The 13,056-nt window shown below is 67.0% G+C and carries 10 protein-coding genes and 1 tRNA gene; 5 read left to right on the top strand and 6 right to left on the bottom strand.

Translation table 11 applies throughout. The features are described 5' to 3' along the window. The first annotated feature begins 159 nt into the window (after window positions 1–159). Window positions 160–236 (top strand) — tRNA-Pro (locus V5F26_RS18385). 1,143 nt (window positions 237–1,379) lie between these two features. Here V5F26_RS18385 and V5F26_RS18380 read toward each other — a convergent pair. The 6 genes from V5F26_RS18380 to V5F26_RS18355 all read right to left on the bottom strand — a co-directional run bounded on the left by V5F26_RS18380 (window position 1,380) and on the right by V5F26_RS18355 (window position 7,118). Next, window positions 1,380–1,532, bottom strand: coding sequence for a hypothetical protein (locus V5F26_RS18380; RefSeq protein WP_394055696.1), 153 nt, complete (start codon window positions 1,530–1,532; stop codon window positions 1,380–1,382). Between the two features lie 197 nt (window positions 1,533–1,729). Continuing rightward, window positions 1,730–2,248 (bottom strand): Pvc16 family protein, encoded by a 519-nt coding sequence (locus tag V5F26_RS18375; RefSeq protein ID WP_394055694.1) that lies wholly within the window; start codon window positions 2,246–2,248, stop codon window positions 1,730–1,732. 30 nt (window positions 2,249–2,278) lie between these two features. Continuing rightward, a complete protein-coding gene (locus V5F26_RS18370) occupies window positions 2,279–3,463 on the bottom strand; it encodes an MFS transporter (RefSeq protein WP_394055692.1) in 1,185 nt (394 codons plus the stop codon). After that, window positions 3,460–4,809, bottom strand: a complete 1,350-nt coding sequence (locus V5F26_RS18365; RefSeq protein ID WP_394947143.1) for an HdeD family acid-resistance protein — start codon at window positions 4,807–4,809, stop codon at window positions 3,460–3,462. The genes V5F26_RS18370 and V5F26_RS18365 overlap by 4 nt, the downstream gene beginning before the upstream one ends. Before the next feature lie 165 nt (window positions 4,810–4,974). Beyond that, complete coding sequence (mgtE, locus tag V5F26_RS18360) at window positions 4,975–6,354, bottom strand: magnesium transporter (protein ID WP_370640694.1); 1,380 nt, start codon at window positions 6,352–6,354, stop codon at window positions 4,975–4,977. A gap of 152 nt (window positions 6,355–6,506) precedes the next feature. Continuing rightward, complete coding sequence (locus tag V5F26_RS18355; protein ID WP_234051775.1) at window positions 6,507–7,118, bottom strand: carbonic anhydrase; 612 nt, start codon at window positions 7,116–7,118, stop codon at window positions 6,507–6,509. A gap of 393 nt (window positions 7,119–7,511) precedes the next feature. Between V5F26_RS18355 and urtA the strand changes: the two genes are divergently transcribed. The 4 genes from urtA (at window position 7,512) to urtD (ending at window position 13,052) form a co-directional block, all read left to right on the top strand. Next, entirely contained in the window at window positions 7,512–8,843 is a 1,332-nt protein-coding gene (gene urtA / locus V5F26_RS18350) for an urea ABC transporter substrate-binding protein (protein ID WP_394055687.1), read from the top strand. Window positions 8,844–9,379: 536 nt separating this feature from the next. Continuing rightward, window positions 9,380–11,020: an urea ABC transporter permease subunit UrtB gene (urtB, locus tag V5F26_RS18345; RefSeq protein WP_509210526.1), complete on the top strand. Its 1,641-nt coding sequence runs from the start codon at window positions 9,380–9,382 to the stop codon at window positions 11,018–11,020. Continuing rightward, window positions 11,017–12,129 (top strand): urea ABC transporter permease subunit UrtC, encoded by a 1,113-nt coding sequence (gene urtC, locus V5F26_RS18340; RefSeq protein ID WP_394947145.1) that lies wholly within the window; start codon window positions 11,017–11,019, stop codon window positions 12,127–12,129. Before urtB ends, urtC begins: the two co-directional genes overlap by 4 nt. A 164-nt stretch (window positions 12,130–12,293) precedes the next feature. Further along, on the top strand, window positions 12,294–13,052 hold the full coding sequence (gene urtD, locus V5F26_RS18335; protein ID WP_394947399.1) for an urea ABC transporter ATP-binding protein UrtD: 759 nt from the start codon (window positions 12,294–12,296) through the stop codon (window positions 13,050–13,052). Window positions 13,053–13,056: the final 4 nt, after the last annotated feature.

The following is a 13,056-nucleotide window of genomic DNA, read 5'->3' as shown; positions in this document are numbered from 1 at the left end:
GATCAAGCCGTTGATGCCGCACGGTCGCACCTTCTGGCAAAGGAACGCCCCTTCGGCCGGCTTCCTATGACATGGGGCCATCCACCGTTCAAGCGAGCATGGCTCAACTTGGCACTTGCATCGGGAGGAAAGGGCATGTTAGAGGCATCGCCCTGGCCACGGAGTGTAGCGCAGTCTGGTAGCGCACCACGTTCGGGACGTGGGGGTCGCAGGTTCAAATCCTGCCACTCCGACCAGTGGCTTCAGAGGTTTCCATGACCAGATGGAAGCCGCGCCGGCAGAAGGAAGGGACAAAGTTCCCCTCTGCACACAACGGCGCTTCGAGATTGACTGCGGAAATGCCGCAAACAGCCAGTCGGCCTTGTTTCTTTTCCAAAATCCAGAAATCTCATGTCGCGCTCAGGGGCGCGGCGCCTAGATTCCCTGGAGCTTGAAGCTGCCAGCCTGCGAATCGTGCGCGGCATCGGCGTGTGATTCGCGGTCTTGCCGGTGGAGAATCGCTGCGTGCCTCGCGCTGCACGCGATTCCGGTGGGCTGCATGTGCGCAAGCCGATTGGAAAATGTGGTGGAGACCGTCTGTGCCTGGTCCCATCATCATCATCTCTCAGTTGGGCGATGGTTATCCCTCTGACCGGCGGCGGTAAGAAAAAATCGCGCGCGGCTGAATTATGAATTCATCCGTCATGCAGCGTTTGCTGAAAAACACGCCGGCGACGGTCATCGGTCTCTCTCCGATTTCAGGAATATGGATCTGCGGAGTCGTCTGTTGGGGTGTTTGTTTGCGAGCGGGCTCGCGCGGCGTCATCATCCGGCGGCGTTCATCGGGTTTGCGTGCGGCCAGGAAGGCTGCCTCGCTGGGTTCCGCATCTGCAGGGGGCCCCGGTATCGGTTCTCCATTCACGCGCCTGGTGATGAGCCTGATCCCTGTCGCACCGATCGCCTGGCGGATCGCGCCGTACCCACCCTGATCTTTCGGGGCGAATCAGATCTGGCTGGCGGTGCGGGCGTCGCGTCTCGCTACATGCGGTCCAGCGCGATAAGGCTCCACATCATGCGCTGCGATCATGGAGTCGTGCGGCCGGTCGCCAGCTGGAACGGGGTCGCCAAACGAACGGCCGCTTTTGTGGAGGGGCTGCGTCGGTCGGTTGGATGGGCCTCGCCGCGCGCCGGGCGGGGGGAGAGCACGGGCCTGCCGTCCGGCGAAATCGTCCCCAAGCGCAAGTGCTGACCCAAGCGCAAGTGCTGACCCAAGCGCAAATGCTGACCCAAGCGCGAAACGCTCGGCCCTTCAGCGGGCTGGCTGATCGTCGCCTGCGCTGGCTTTCCCCAATCCGGGCGCGGCCAAGCAACGCCCGCGGGCGTGGTGCGCGGGCGAGCTCCTAGAAAATCTCCAGCCCGTCCCGCACCGTATCGCTCAGGCCGGGGGCCTGCTGGCGATCGAGCCGGTTGAAGATCTCCCGCAGGCGGGCTTCGACGCGCAGCATCCAAATAAGCGCGGCCACCGTCACGATGGCGAGAATCGCGGTCGTCATGGGTTCCATCCTGATGTCCGGAGCGCAGCTGGGAGGTCGCTCCAACGGTCCAGAAAACACCATTCCGCCAAATACGCCGGCGAGCTCGGGAAAGGTTGCAGGAAGTTGCGCAACCTATCAATTGCAAAATGGCCGGCTGCGTCATCTTACCCCCCAATGCGCGCGGCTGGTCCGCCGAAAGGGGGATGGATCCGCCCTCAGGCGAGATCCAGCCGCCATGCAGCCGAAAGGCTGTAGCGCATGGGCGCGAAGCGGCGCCAAAGCCGCGTCATGTCGTCGAGCGAGAGGTCCTCGCGATGGGCCTCGCAGATACGACCGGCGGTGATGCCTTCGTCGCAGCCCAGCCGATGCGCGGCCTTCGCGAGGCTTTGTGCGTCGAACAGGGGCTCTGCGGAGAGAGTCATGGCCGCGCGCGCCATCAGGCGATGGATCGCCGTGTCCTCGGGCGCGAAGGCGCCGATCAGCAGCCGCAGCTGCCATTGGCCGGCGCCGCGGGTGCCTTGCCCCGCCGCCAGCGGGCGGGGGGCAAGGGGAGAGGCGGCTGGCGCCAGGCCGTGCAGATGCACGAACAGGCCGTATTCGGGCGCGCGCCAGGGCGAGCTGACCAGTGCCGCGGGACTGTCCGGCAGGTCCGAAACCGCGCTTTCGAGGCGGGCGCGGAGGGCTTCCACGGCGATGGCGGGGAGGTCGGCTTCACGCATGTCCGGCTGGGTCATGGCTCTTCCTTTCCTGCGGACCGGTCCGCGTCAGGAGGCGTCGCGCAGCCTCCAGGCGGCCAGGGCGAAGAGCGTGCAGGATATGGCCGCGAATATGGCGAGGCCGTGCACATGCGCCTGCATGGACACGCCCGCCAGAAGCGGGCCCAGCAGCGCGCCAAAGCCCCAGAACAGGCCACTGACCGCATAGATGCCCACAAGGTCGCCCCCCTTGAAGCGAGCCCCGACGATGGTGATCATGATGGTGTAGATGCCCACGAACGCGCCGCCCCACACGAACAGCAGGCCGTATGTCGCGACCGCATGGCCCAGCGCCAGCGGCCACACGGCGGCGCCCAGGGCGGCGAACACCGCGAGCGCGATCACCAGCCGCCGGCGGTCCACCGTGTCGCCAAGCCAGCCGATGGGCAGTTGCAGCAGGATGGCGCCGACCATCATCACCGACATCAGCCGCGTGGCATCCTGCTCGCCCCAGCCCAGGCCGATGGCGTAGAGGGCCAGGAAGGAGAGGCCGGCCGTCTCGATGGCCGCATTGAGCGCGGTGGCGCCCAGGGCCAGCGGGGCCAGGCGCAGATAGTGCACCGGCGAATCCACGCTCGGCTCGTCGAAATGGGGCGCCGGCACGCGCGGCGAGGCGATGAACACCACCGCCGCCAGGCAGATGGCCGCCCCCAGCCCATAGGGCAGCAGCCCGCCGGAGCCCACCAGCGACAGGATGAAGGGCCCCAGCGCCAGCCCGACCGAGAGCGCGGCCGTATAAGCGGCCATGGCGCGGGCGCGGGTGCTCTCCGTCGAAAGGGCGTTGATCCAGGTTTCGGAGGTCACGAACAGCGCCTCCGCCGCCATGCCCAGCAGCAGCCGCAGGGGGAACCACAGCCAGATGGAGGGCACCGCCGGAAACGCCATGAGGGTGAGCGTCGACAGGCCAAGCGAGCCGATGATGATGCGCCTGGCCCCGAACCGCGCCACCATGCGGGGCAGCAGCAGGGCGGTGACGAGCACGCCCACGGCATGCATGGCGGCATTGGCGCCGATGACGGTCTGTGACACGCCATGCTGGGCAAGCCCCAGCGCCACCAGCGGCGCGCTCAGCGAATAGGTGAGGCCGAACACCGCGGCGGTGGCGATGACCGCGGCCCGGGCCAGGATATGGCCGCCAGCGGCATCACCGCTGGCTTGCGGCGGGGAGAGTTCGGCGGCGTCGGGGCCCGTCATGGCATGCTTTCCTGGGTCACGGAGGCGCGCGCAGCGCGCAGGCGGCGGAGGAAGTCGCCGAGACGGATGACGAAGGAGGGGGCGTTGGGCTCGACGATGCGCTTCAGCGTGCGGGCATAATCGAGCACCAAACCGGGGGTCCAGCTCATGGCCCCGGCACGGGAGCGGATGTAGGCGGCAGCCCACAGGTCCGGGTTCAGCAGCAGCAGGCCCAGGCGCATCCAGGGCAGGCGCGCCGACAGAGCCCCTTCCAGCGCCGAATCGAGCGCGGCGGCCACCGCGACGGAGCAGTTGCGGTTGGTGAGGTTGTAGGTGTCGTCCTGCCGGTAGCCGGCCCAGTAGGCGCGCAGGCGGCGGGCATCATAGGTGAAGAAGTCCACCCGCTGGTCGGCCTCGCACCAATTGGCGGCTTCCTGAGCGTATGAGGGCTGGAAGCGGCCGCGCACATCATTCTCGGCGGACGCCCGCAGGCGGCGGGCGAAATCGGCGGAGCCGCTCTCGATCTCCTGCGCCGGATAGTGGCTGATATAGAGATCCGGCGTCAGCTCAAGGGCCGAATGGCCGGTGGAGATGTGGCCGTCCGTATCCACGGCGGCGATGTAGCGGTCGATCAGCAGCCGGCGCCCGCGCACGTCGGCGGAGCCCACCGGGGTCCAGACCCGCACCGTCATGGGCTGGTCGTGGTGCTGGGGGCGCGAGGGCGGGGCGCCCTCGTCGCTCACCAGGACCGGGGCATTGTCATACCAGTTGCGGACCCCGAACAGGGGCAGCGCCAGAATTGCCACTTCGTCGAGATGGTTGCGCAGCATCAGGGCGGTGCGCAGGATCACGCCGCCGCTCACCAGCAGCAGCAGGCTGACGCAGACCGGCACGTTGAGCCGGTGCGGAAGCGGCCAATCGGTGACCACCAGGCCTGCCAGCACGATCTCCGCCGCGCCGATGGCGGCCATGGTGCGCCAACGCGGGAAACGCACCATCACCGAGGAGACGATGCGGGCTACGCCATCCACCGCGAAGGCGAGGCCGAACAGGATCGCCACCGCCATCTCGTTGTGGAGCGGAAGATCGATGATGAGGCCGCCCAGCACCATCAGCACCAGCGAACGGAGGATGGTGAACAGCCGGCCGGTGGGGCTGGGGCTCGCAATGCCGATCAACAGGCCGAGCAGCCCCTCGAACAGGAACACGTAGCCGAAGAGGTTGGTGGCCAGTGAAACGGTGCCGTCCACCAGATCGGCGAGGATGACGAGGGCCAGGGCGAACAGCGCCAGGGCGACGATGAGAAGACCCCACCACCGTCGGCGCAGCGCCTGTGCGCCGACGAGAATGAACGCGAGCTGCACCATGGGCTGCTTCCGGAAGATGACACCTCGAACGAGGCGCCGGAAGATGCCCTGAGGCCCGGGCCGGACGCAATGGAGAAAAACGCGCCGCCGGCACCGTGGCGGGCGCCACCGTGCCGGCGGTTTCTGAAGGTGCCCCGGGCCGGTCTCAGGCCAGGGCCGCGGGCATCACAGGATGGTGCCGTGCAGGAACAGCCAGGCCACCGAGAAGTAGATGACGATGCCGGTGACGTCGACCAGGGTCGCGATGAACGGCGCCGATGCGGTGGCCGGGTCGAAGCCCAGCCGCTTCAGCGCGAACGGCAGCAGCGAGCCCGCCATCGAGCCGAAGGTGACGATGCCGATGAGGGCGGCGCCGATGGTGACGGCCAGCAGCTTCCAGTATTCGCCGTAATCGAAGATGCCGGCTTCCTGCCAGACGGCGATGCGGATGATGCCGATGACGCCCAGGATGGCGCCCAGCACGATGCCGGTGGGCAGCTCGCGCAGGGCCACGCGCCACCAGTCCCTCAGTGTCACATCGCGCAGGGCCAGCGCGCGGATGATGAGCGAGGTGGCCTGCGAGCCGGAATTGCCGCCCGAGCTCATGACCAGCGGGATGAACAGCGCCAGCACGATGGCCTTCTCCAGTTCGTCGGAGAACACCTGCATGGCCGAGGTGGTGAGCATTTCCGAAAGGAACAGCACGCACAGCCAGCCGGCGCGCTTCTTGATCATCTGCATGAAGGAGATGTCGAGGTAGGGCTCGTCGATGGCCTCCATGCCGCCCATGCGCTGGACGTCCTCTGTCTGTTCCTCGATCATGGCGTCGATGACGTCGTCCACGGTGACGATGCCGATGACGTGGCCGGTGCTGTCCACCACCGGCAGGGCCAGGAAATTATACTTGGAAATGGTGCGCGCCACGTCCTCACGGGGCAGGGTGGGGGACACGGTGATGGGCGCGTAGGGCTGGGCCACGGTGGTGATGTTCGCATCCGGCACGCCCGAGATCAGGCGGCGCAGGGTCACCGTGTTCATCAGCCGGCGGGTGGCCGGGTCCAGCACATAGATGGCGTAGATGGTCTCGCGGCTGCCTTCCACCGCGCGCACATGGTCGAGGGTCTGCTGCACCGTCCAGTCGGCCGGCACCGAGACGAACTCGGTGGTCATCAGCGATCCGGCGGTTCCTTCCGGATAGGTCAGAAGGTGGTCGATGGCGGTGCGGGATTCGGTGTTGAGGGCGTTGCGCAGGCGGGCGCGGGCCTCGTCCTCCACCCAGCGCAGCACGTCGGCCGCGCGGTCGGCGGCCATGCCTTCCAGGATCGCCACCGCCTTGTCCTGGGGCAGCGCCTCGATAACCTCGCAGGCATCGTGGAATTCCGGCTGGTCCAGCACTTCCACCGCCCACGGCAGGGGCATGGCGGAAACGACGTCGGTGGCTTCCTGCGCCGTCTTGGCGTTCAGGTATTCCACAATGTCGGCGACGTGCTCGTGGCCGAGCCGCCCCACCAGAGCGTTCGAGGCGGTTCCCGCCATGGCATCGGCGTTGATCTTGCCCACGTTCATCCCCAAATCTCCCACCGGAACGCCGGACGCTGCGGGTTCGGGAGCCCGCCTGTGAACCGAAAGCCTCCCGCAGCGTCACAGTCGCGACGGGAGGCGCCTGTCGATGTCTAAACTGCCGTTCATGACAGTATCAAATCACCGCTCCCGAAGCGTCACACGGCCTGGAAGCTTCCTTCCTTGTCGAGCACTTCCAGGCGGCCGGTGGCGACGCCGAAATAGGCGCCGTGCAGTTGCAGGTCCCCGGCCGCGACGCGATCCTTCACCCACGGGAATGAGCCGAGGTTCGAGAGCGAGAGCTTGACGCAGCACTGTTCGCAGAAGCGCGCGCGCTCGGTCGCGGGCAGGTTGGCATCCACCGCCATGAGGCGGGCCGGCTCGGCGATCTTCATCCACTCGGTCACGAAGTCCTGGGCCTCGGGCGGGGCGCCCTCCAGCAGAGCGTGGACGCCGCCGCACTGGGCGTGGCCCATCACCACCACATGCTTCACCTTCAGCACGCGCACCGCGAACTCGATGGCGGCCGAGGTGCCGTGATAGTTCGCGTCGGGCTGGTAGGGCGGCACCAGATTCGCGACGTTGCGGACGATGAACATCTCGCCGGGGCCGGCATTGAAGATCATCTGCGGGTCGACGCGGCTGTCGGAACAGGCGATGACCAGGGTCTCCGGCTTCTGGCCCTTGGCCGCGAGCTGCTCGAACACCTGCTTGCGCTCTGGCCAGGCGATTTCACGGAAGCGCTTGTAGCCCGCGATCAGATCGTCCACCGCTTCTCTCCTTCTCAGCTGTGCGGGGGCACGGAAAGCCGGCGCGCGGCGCGCGTCAAGTGCCCTTGTCACCGGTTCCGCAGCGGCGCTGAGGGCTCTTTGCCTTTGAAATGTCGAGGAAGCTGCGCGGCCCTGCCTTTCGGCGCGGCATTCGCCAGCGGGGGCTCATATGATCTGCATAATAACTGTGCTTATGCCTTATCTGTGGGCAGCAAATAGGTAGCATTATGATCCTGCGGGCGGCAGGGTGAGGGGGCGGGCCGAAAACCCTCCGCGTTCCCAAGTCTTCGCAGGTCTCCCATGCCTTTGGCATAGGCTTTGCTGTCCCTGAGCGGCCCGTTTGCGCGGCCGGGGTGCTCCGGCGGGCGCGGCATCAGCGAAAGGGAGAGGGCAATGCTCCGTTTGTTCAAGAGAGCGACGACGGGATTGAAGCGGCTCGCCGCCGCCACGGCGCTCGCGGGGGCCACCGCTGGCGCGCTGGCCGGCTCCATGGACGCAGCGCGCGCCGAGGACACCATCAAGGTGGGCATCCTGCATTCCCTCTCCGGCACCATGGCCATCAGCGAGACCACGCTGAAGGACGTGATGCTCATGCTCATCGAGGAGCAGAACAAGAAGGGCGGCGTGCTCGGCAAGAAGCTCGAGCCGGTGGTGGTGGACCCCGCCTCCAACTGGCCGCTGTTCGCCGAAAAGGCGCGCGAGCTCATCACCAAGGACAAGGTTTCGGCCGTGTTCGGCTGCTGGACCTCGGTTTCGCGCAAGTCGGTGCTGCCGGTGTTCAAGGAATTGAACAACATCCTCTTCTACCCCGTGCAGTATGAGGGCGAGGAGAGTGAGCGCAATGTGTTCTATACCGGTGCCGCGCCCAACCAGCAGGCCATTCCGGCGGTGGACTACCTGGCCGAGGAAGAAGGCGTGAAGCGCTGGGTGCTGGCCGGTACCGATTATGTCTATCCCCGCACCACCAACAAGATCCTCGAAGCCTACCTCAAGTCCCGTGGGGTGAAGGACGAGGACATCATGATCAATTACACGCCGTTCGGCCATGCCGATTGGCAGACCATCGTGGCGGATATCAAGAAGTTTGGCTCGCAGGGTAAGAAGACGGCGGTGGTCTCCACCATCAATGGCGACGCCAATGTGCCCTTCTACAAGGAGCTTGCGAACCAGGGCGTGAAGGCGACCGACATTCCGGTGGTGGCCTTCTCGGTGGGCGAGGAAGAGCTGGCGGGCATCGACACCAAGCCGCTGGTGGGTCACCTGGCGGCCTGGAACTACTTCATGTCCATCGACACGCCGGAGAACAAGGACTTCATCACCAAGTGGCACGCCTTCACCAAGGATCCCAAGCGCGTGACCAATGATCCCATGGAGGCGAGCTATATCGGCTTCAACATGTGGGTGAAGGCGGTGGAGAAGGCCGGCACGACCGATCCGGACAAGGTGATTGCCGCCCTTCCCGGCATCAAGCAGGCCAACCTCACCGGCGGCATCGCGGAGATGCTGCCCAACCACCACATCACCAAGCCCGTCTTCATCGGCGAGATCGAGGGCGATGGCCAGTTCGACGTGGTGTGGAAGACCAAGGATCTGATCCCTGGCGAGGCGTGGTCGCGCTATCTTGAGGGGTCCAAGAATCTGGTGGCCGACTGGGTGAAGTATAATTGCGGTAACTACGACACCGTGAAAAACGTGTGCCTGGGTTCCGCGGCGCCCGCCAAGTAAGGGCGGCCATCACGTCGGTGCGTCGGGCGGGGTTTCCCGCCCGCCGAGTTCGCCTCGGGTGATCCCGGTCCGCCTCCCGGTGGGGGCGGGCATGGTGGAGGCGAGGGGTTCTTCTGCAAAGCAAAGCTCTCGGCCGCGCGGAAGGGCCTCACACCCGGCCCTCTCCCCCCAGCCCGGGGAGAGGGCGCTTGCCGGCCATCGGGCCGCATCCCTCCGCCCCGCAGCGACGCCACGGCCCGTCGCGCGGGGTGGGGTCGGGATGAAGGGGCCGAAGTCCGCAGCCCTGGGGCACCGCGCGGTCCGGGCCTTGCCGCCGGGGTCGGCTCCGGTTCCGCCACACGCCTTCAGCTCTGGATGAGACGCCCATGCGCAGACCAATCCCCCTTTCCCGGAGCTGCCTCGCCTTTCGGCATCGGCGGCGCAGGAGGCGCGGCGCCGGGGATGGGTGGGCGCAAGGGGGCATCGCTGCGTCCCGCCTCGCGGGGGCGGCGGCGCGCGCCTCCTTCGTGAGCTTCCGCGTTTGTATGAAGAAGGCCGTGGCCGCAGGGCGTGCGCTGGCCCTGGCCGGGCTCCTGCTGTTGGGCTTGGCGGCCCTCACGCCGACCTTGGCGCCAGCCCAGGCGCAGACGGCGCCGGACCTTGCCCCCACGGAGCTTGCCCCAACCGTCGCGAAATTCGCCAATGACAGCTATGCCCAGACGGCCGAAGCCCTGGCGGAGCTGTCCACCACCGGTAGTCCACAGGCCGCCGCCATCGTGAGCGCCTTGGCCGATGGCCGGTTGCTCTACGATCCCGCCACCAAGGCGGTCTATATCCGCGCAGCCGATGGCAGCCTTCAGGAGGCCGCGACCGGCGCCAAGGCAAGCGGGGCGTCGGCCGATCTGTTCGCCGTGCGGGCCAATAACCGGGTGCGCCGCGCCATTGAGGCGGCGGCGGGCGCGCTCTCTTTGCTCGATGCCGATCCGGCCAAGAGGCGCGATGCGGCGGCGGCGGTGTTCAAGTCGCGCGATGCGGCGGCCCTTCCCACCCTCGATGCCGCCCTGGCGCAGGAGAAGGTGGCGGATGTGAAAGCGGCGCTGGCTGAGGCGCGCGCGGCCATCCTCATCGGCAAGGCGGATGCGCCGGAGGCGGAGCAGATGGCCGCCGTGAAGCTCATCGCCGCCCGTGGCGATCAGGAGGCGCTGGGCCTGCTGCGCACCGTGCCGGCGAGCGCGCCGCCCGCGGTGAAGGCAGCGGCGGCGGAAGGCATCGCGTCCATCGAACGTGATCTCAAATTCTGGGAGGTGGCGCAGAACGTCTGGTATGGCCTCTCTCTGGGCTCGGTGCTGCTGCTGGCGGCCATCGGCCTTGCCATCACCTTCGGCGTGATGGGGGTCATCAACATGGCCCATGGTGAGATGGTGATGCTTGGCGCCTACACCACCTTTCTCGTGCAGGAGGTCATCCGCACCTCGGCGCCGTGGCTGTTCGACTGGTCGCTCACCATCGCGCTGCCGCTGGCCTTCGTGTTCACGGGGCTGGTGGGCATCCTCATCGAGCGCACGGTGATCCGCTTCCTCTATGGCCGGCCTCTGGAAACGCTGCTGGCCACCTGGGGCGTGTCGCTGATCCTGCAGCAGGCGGTGCGCTCGCTCTTCGGGCCCACCAACCAGGAGGTGGGCGCGCCCTCCTGGATGTCCGGGGCGTTCCAGGTGGGGCAGATGTCCATCACCTATAACCGGCTGTGGATCATCGTCTTTTCGCTGCTCGTCTTCTTCGCTCTGCTGCTGGTGCTGAAGCGCACGTCCCTCGGCCTTTATGTGCGGGCGGTGACGCAGAACCGGCGCATGGCGGCGGCCATGGGCATCCGCACCGGGCGCATCGACGCGCTCACCTTCGGGCTGGGCTCCGGCATTGCCGGCATTGCCGGGGTGGCGCTCTCGCAGATCGACAATGTGAGCCCGAACCTGGGGCAGGGCTACATCATCGACAGCTTCATGGTGGTGGTGTTCGGCGGGGTCGGGAACCTCTGGGGCACCCTGGTGGGCGCCTTCACCCTGGGGGTGGCCAACAAGCTGCTGGAGCCGTTCGCCGGCGCGGTGCTGGGCAAGATCCTGCTGCTGGTCGCCATCATCCTGTTCATCCAGAAGCGCCCGCGCGGCCTGTTCGCGCTCAAGGGCCGGGCGGTGGAATCATGAGGGCCATCATCGACCGCACCGGCGGCATCTTCCTCTTCCTCGTTCTGGCGGCGGCGGTGCTGGTGCCGGCCTCGAACCTGCTGCTGCCGCCCTCCAATCCGCTGCATGTGCCCGATTACATGATCCCGCTCATCGGTAAGTATCTCTGCTACGCGCTGCTGGCCGTCGCGGTGGACCTGGTGTGGGGCTATTGCGGCGTGCTCTCGCTGGGCCATGGCGCCTTCTTCGCCTTGGGCGGCTATGCCATGGGCATGTATCTCATGCGCCAGATCGGCCCGCGCGGGGTCTATGGAAACCCGGTGTTGCCGGACTTCATGGTGTTCCTGAACTATAAGGAACTGCCCTGGTTCTGGCACGGTTTCGACTGGTTCCCCTTCGCCGCGCTCATGGTGCTGGTGGTGCCGGGGGTGCTGGCCTTCGTGTTCGGCTGGTTCGCGTTCCGCTCGCGGGTGACGGGGGTCTATCTCTCCATCATCACCCAGGCCATGACGTTCGCGCTGATGCTCGCCTTCTTCCGAAATGACATGGGCTTCGGCGGAAACAACGGGCTCACGGACTTCAAGGATATCCTGGGCTTTTCCGTGCAGGCGAGTGAGACCCGGCTGGCGCTGTTCGTGGCCTCCGCCCTGGCGCTGGCGGCGGGCTATCTCATCTGCCGGGCGCTCGTCACCTCCAAATACGGCAAGGTGCTGGTGGCGGTGCGCGACGCGGAAAGCCGCACACGGTTCCTCGGCTACCGGGTGGAGAACTACAAGCTGCTCGCCTGGACCCTTTCGGCCATGCTGGCCGGGGTGGCGGGGGCGCTTTACGTGCCGCAGGTGGGCATCATCAATCCCAGCGAGTTCGCGCCCTCCCAGTCCATCGAGATGGTGATCTGGGTGGCGGTGGGCGGACGCGGCACCCTGGTGGGCGCGGCGCTTGGCGCGCTCATCGTGAATGCGGGCAAGACCTGGTTCACCGGCGTGCTGCCGGAGGCGTGGCTGTTTGCCCTCGGCGCCCTGTTCGTGGTGGTTACCCTGTTCCTGCCCAAGGGGGTGCTGGGCCTGTGGTCCCAGATCTCCGAGCGGCTCAAGAAACCGGCGGCCCCCGCGGCCGCCCCGGCGGAGTGAGCATCATGAGCCTCACCCCTCTCAATGCCCGCCCCCTCGCCGCCAAGACCCTGGCTGGCGCGCCCTTGCCCGGCACCCTGGCCGGCCCGCCGCCGGAGGTGGTGAAATCTCCCGGCGCGCTCTCGCTGGAGGCGGACGACGCGCTGTTCGCGGCCGAGCGGCCCATGCGCGACCCTTTGGCCGTGACCTCGGCGCTGCTCTATCTCGACGCCATCACCGTGTCCTTCGACGGCTTCCGGGCGCTCAATGCCCTGTCGCTGGTGATCGGCGACAAGGAAATGCGCGCCATCATCGGCCCCAATGGCGCCGGCAAGACCACCATGATGGATGTCATCACCGGCAAGACCCGGCCCAATACGGGCACGGCCCTGTTCGCCGGCGTGCATGATCTCACCACCCTGGACGAAGCTGCCATCGCCGAGCTCGGCATCGGCCGCAAGTTCCAGACCCCCACCGTGTTCGACATGCACACGGTGGAGGACAATATCCTGCTCGCCGTGAAGGCGGACCGGCGCGCTTTCGCCAACATCCGCTGGCATCGCACCGCATATGAGAAGGCGCGGGTGGACGAGCTTCTGGAGCGGGTGCGGCTTCAGGACCATCGCTTCCGCCGCGCGGGGGATCTCTCCCACGGGCAGAAGCAGTGGCTGGAAATCGGCATGCTGCTCGCCCAGGAGCCGCGTTTGCTGCTGGTGGACGAGCCCGCCGCCGGCATGACCGACCAGGAGACCGCCGACACGGCGGTGCTGCTGCGGGAGATCGCCAAGACCCGCTCGGTGGTGGTGGTGGAGCACGACATGCAGTTCGTGCGCGACCTCGACGTGAAGGTGACGGTGCTGCACGAAGGCTCCGTCCTTGCCGAGGGGCCGCTCGACCAGGTGAGCGCCGACGAGCGCGTCATCGAAGTCTATCTGGGGAGGTGAGGGG

This window comes from Xanthobacter variabilis (genome assembly GCF_043831965.2).
Taxonomy (GTDB): Bacteria; Pseudomonadota; Alphaproteobacteria; order Rhizobiales; family Xanthobacteraceae; genus Xanthobacter.
The sequence above is the reverse complement of the archived record's forward strand: the minus strand, read 5'-3'. Positions and strand labels throughout refer to the sequence as shown.